The organism is Mycobacterium sp. NAZ190054 (genome assembly GCF_001545925.1).
GTDB lineage: Bacteria > Actinomycetota > Actinomycetes > Mycobacteriales > Mycobacteriaceae > Mycobacterium.
Window position 1 is genome coordinate 1 of the sequence record NZ_LMVQ01000362.1, and the last position, 2858, is coordinate 2858.

The window sequence follows — 2858 nt, forward strand, 5'->3', positions numbered from 1 at the left end:
CGCGCCGATCGGCACCGATAGTCTGGTCGACGACATGAGTAATCGGCGGTCGCCCGGGGGGCCAGGTTGGATGCCGAGGCTTGCGTGGCGGCTGTTCCAGATTCTGACGCTCGCGGCGCTGGCCGCGCTCGGCTGCGCCGTCACGGTCACGTTGTCCGGGTGCGCGTTCCAGGGCGTGAACTCGCTGCCGCTGCCCGGTGCGGTGGGTCGCGGTGGGGACGCGGTCACCTACCACATCCAGGTCCCCAACGTGGCGACGCTGGAATCGAATTCGCCGGTGATGATCGACGACGTGGTGGTCGGCAGCGTCGGCAAGATGACGGTGCAGAGCTGGCACGCCGATGTCGAGGTCTCCGTCAAGCCAGACGTGGTGATCCCCGCGAACGCCGTGGCCACGGTCGGGCAGACCAGCTTGCTCGGATCGATGCACCTGGCGTTGAACCCACCGCTGGGCGAGGCGCCGAGCGGGCGTCTGGCGCCTGGTGCGACGCTGCGTCTGAACTCGGCGTCGACGTATCCGACGACCGAGCAGACGCTGTCCTCGCTGTCGACGGTCGCCAACGGCGGAGGACTCGGTCAGATCGGCGACATCATCCACAACATGAGCGCCGGTCTCGCCGGACGCGAGAACGAAGCCCGGCAACTGTTGCAGCGCCTCGACAATTTCGTCGGGGTGCTCGACGAGCAGCGCGACAACATCGTCGAATCCATCACCCAGTTGCGGCGCGTCTCGGGCACATTCGCCGACCAGCAGGAGGTGATCGATCGGGCGCTCGAAGAACTCCCGCCGGCCATCGACGTGCTGATCCGGGAACGCCCCCAGTTCACCACCGCGCTGCAGAAACTGGGCGAGTTCAGCGACACCGCCACTGACCTGGTCAACGACGCGGGCGACGACCTGATCAAGGATCTCGAGAAGCTCGGCCCGGTGCTCGGCGCGCTGGCCGACGTAGGTCCCGGCCTCAACCTGGCCCTGCTGTGGATGACGGCCTTCCCGTACGGTCCGACGTTCGCCGACCGCATCACCCGCGGCGACTACATCAACCTGTACGCGATCTTCGACATCACGTATCCGCGGCTGAAGAAGACCCTGCTGCTGGGCACCCGGTGGGGCGATGAGAACGCGAAAATGATTCCGGCGCCCGGTGATCCGTACTACCTGAACTACTCGTACGATCCGCTGAAACTCGGTGTCGCGCCGCCCCCGCAGGAAGCGTTGCCACCGCCACCGGAGGGGGCGGCGGGCGCACCGGCGCTTCCACCGATCACCGAGCCGCTGTTGCCGGTGGCGCCGCCGCCCGCGGCGCCGTGGCTGCCGCAGTCGCAACCGATCACGCCGGGCCAGATCTTTGCCGGGCCCTACAATGCCGAGGCTTCGCCGGCGCCGGCTGTGCCGACACCGGGAGGTGGTGGCTGATGCTGACCCGTTTCGTACGGAACCAGCTGATCATCTTCACGATCGCGTCGATCGTCGGCGTGGCGGTGATGCTGTTCGCCTACATGCAGGTGCCCACGCTGCTCGGTATCGGGCGGTTGGCGGTGACCCTGGAGCTGCCCGAATCCGGTGGGCTGTACCGCTTCAGCAACGTGACCTACCGCGGCGTTCAGGTCGGCAAGGTCACCGAGGTGAAACTGACCGAGAACGGCGCGGAAGCGACTCTGTCGCTGGACACCTCGCCGGATATCCCCGCGGATCTGCGTGCCGAGGTGCGCAGTGTCTCCGCCGTCGGCGAGCAGTATGTGGAACTGCTGCCGCAGACCGACGGCGGACCGTTCCTGGAGAACGGGTCCCGCATCCCGGCATCGCTGACCTCGGTGCCCCAGCAGGTGGGCCCGATGCTGGACCAGTTGAGCGCGATGGTGGGCAGCCTGCCCAAGGACCGGATCCCGGACCTGCTGGACGAGACCTTCAAGGCCTTCAACGGGGCGGGACCCGACTTCGGTTCCCTGCTCGACTCCGCGACCACGGTGGCCCAGGATGCCAACGGCGTCTCCGACCAGATGCGCACCCTCATCGACGACAGTGGACCGCTGCTGGAGTCGCAGGCGGAGACCACCGACGCCATCCGCACGTGGGCGCGCAGCCTCAACGGCATCTCGGCGCAGGTGGTGCAGAACGATCCGCAGGTGCGCGCGCTGCTCGAGCGCGGCCCCGGCTTCGCCGACGAGGTCAGTTCCCTTCTGAACCAGGTGAAGCCGACGCTGCCGATCCTGCTGGCCAACCTGACCACGGTGGGGCAGACCCTGCTCACCTATAACCCGGCCCTGGAGCAGCTGCTCGTGCTGTTCCCCGGGATCATCGCCGCGCAGCAGTCCTTCGGTCTGCCGCAGAACAGCCCGACGGGCCTGCCAACGGGTGACTTCGCGTTGACGATCAGCGATCCCAACCCGTGCTCGGTCGGCTTCCTGCCGCCGTCGCAGTGGCGGTCACCGGAGGACGAGACCGTCATCGACACCCCGGATGGTCTGTACTGCAAACTGCCGCAGGACTCTCCGCTGAACGTCCGCGGTGCGCGCAACTATCCCTGCATCGAGCATCCCGGAAAGCGTGCGCCCACAGTCGAACTCTGCAACGACCCGCGCGGGTTCGTCCCGTTGGCGATGCGTAACCATCTCACGGGCCCGTACCCGTTCGATCCGAACCTCGTCAAGCAGGGCATTCCGATCGACAACCGGGTCGAGGGCGAGGACCGCATCCACCCGACCCGCGCTGGCCCGACGGTGCCAGGATCGCGGTGCAGTTCGTGCTGAACTACGAGGAGGGCGCCGAGAACAGCGTGCTGCACGGCGACCCGGCTTCAGCTCGGAAGAGCGGCGTGTAGGGGAGGGTGGTAGAGTCTGGGGGGGGGGCTGGTAGT

Annotated in this window: 1 protein-coding gene and 2 pseudogenes; all 3 read left to right on the forward strand. The window is 67.4% G+C overall.

The window, feature by feature from the left end; translation table 11 throughout:
* Positions 1-70 precede the first annotated feature (70 nt).
* The gene (locus ASJ79_RS21700) at positions 71-1417 is read left to right on the forward strand and encodes an MCE family protein (protein ID WP_082753985.1); all 1347 of its coding nucleotides are present in this window, start codon (positions 71-73) and stop codon (positions 1415-1417) included.
* Positions 1417-2733 (forward strand): annotated as a pseudogene (locus ASJ79_RS21705) (MCE family protein); the annotation flags it as partial. The gene ASJ79_RS21700 and the pseudogene ASJ79_RS21705, both read left to right, overlap by 1 nt.
* Positions 2682-2801: pseudogene (locus ASJ79_RS34290) on the forward strand (allantoinase); the annotation flags it as partial. The pseudogenes ASJ79_RS21705 and ASJ79_RS34290, both read left to right, overlap by 52 nt.
* Positions 2802-2858: the final 57 nt, after the last annotated feature.

What these genes read in the sequence shown, in the direction of transcription:
- ASJ79_RS21700 (WP_082753985.1), top strand. Translation starts at nt 71, where the DNA reads ATGCCGAGGCTTGCGTGGCGGCTGTTCCAGATTCTGACGCTCGCGGCG.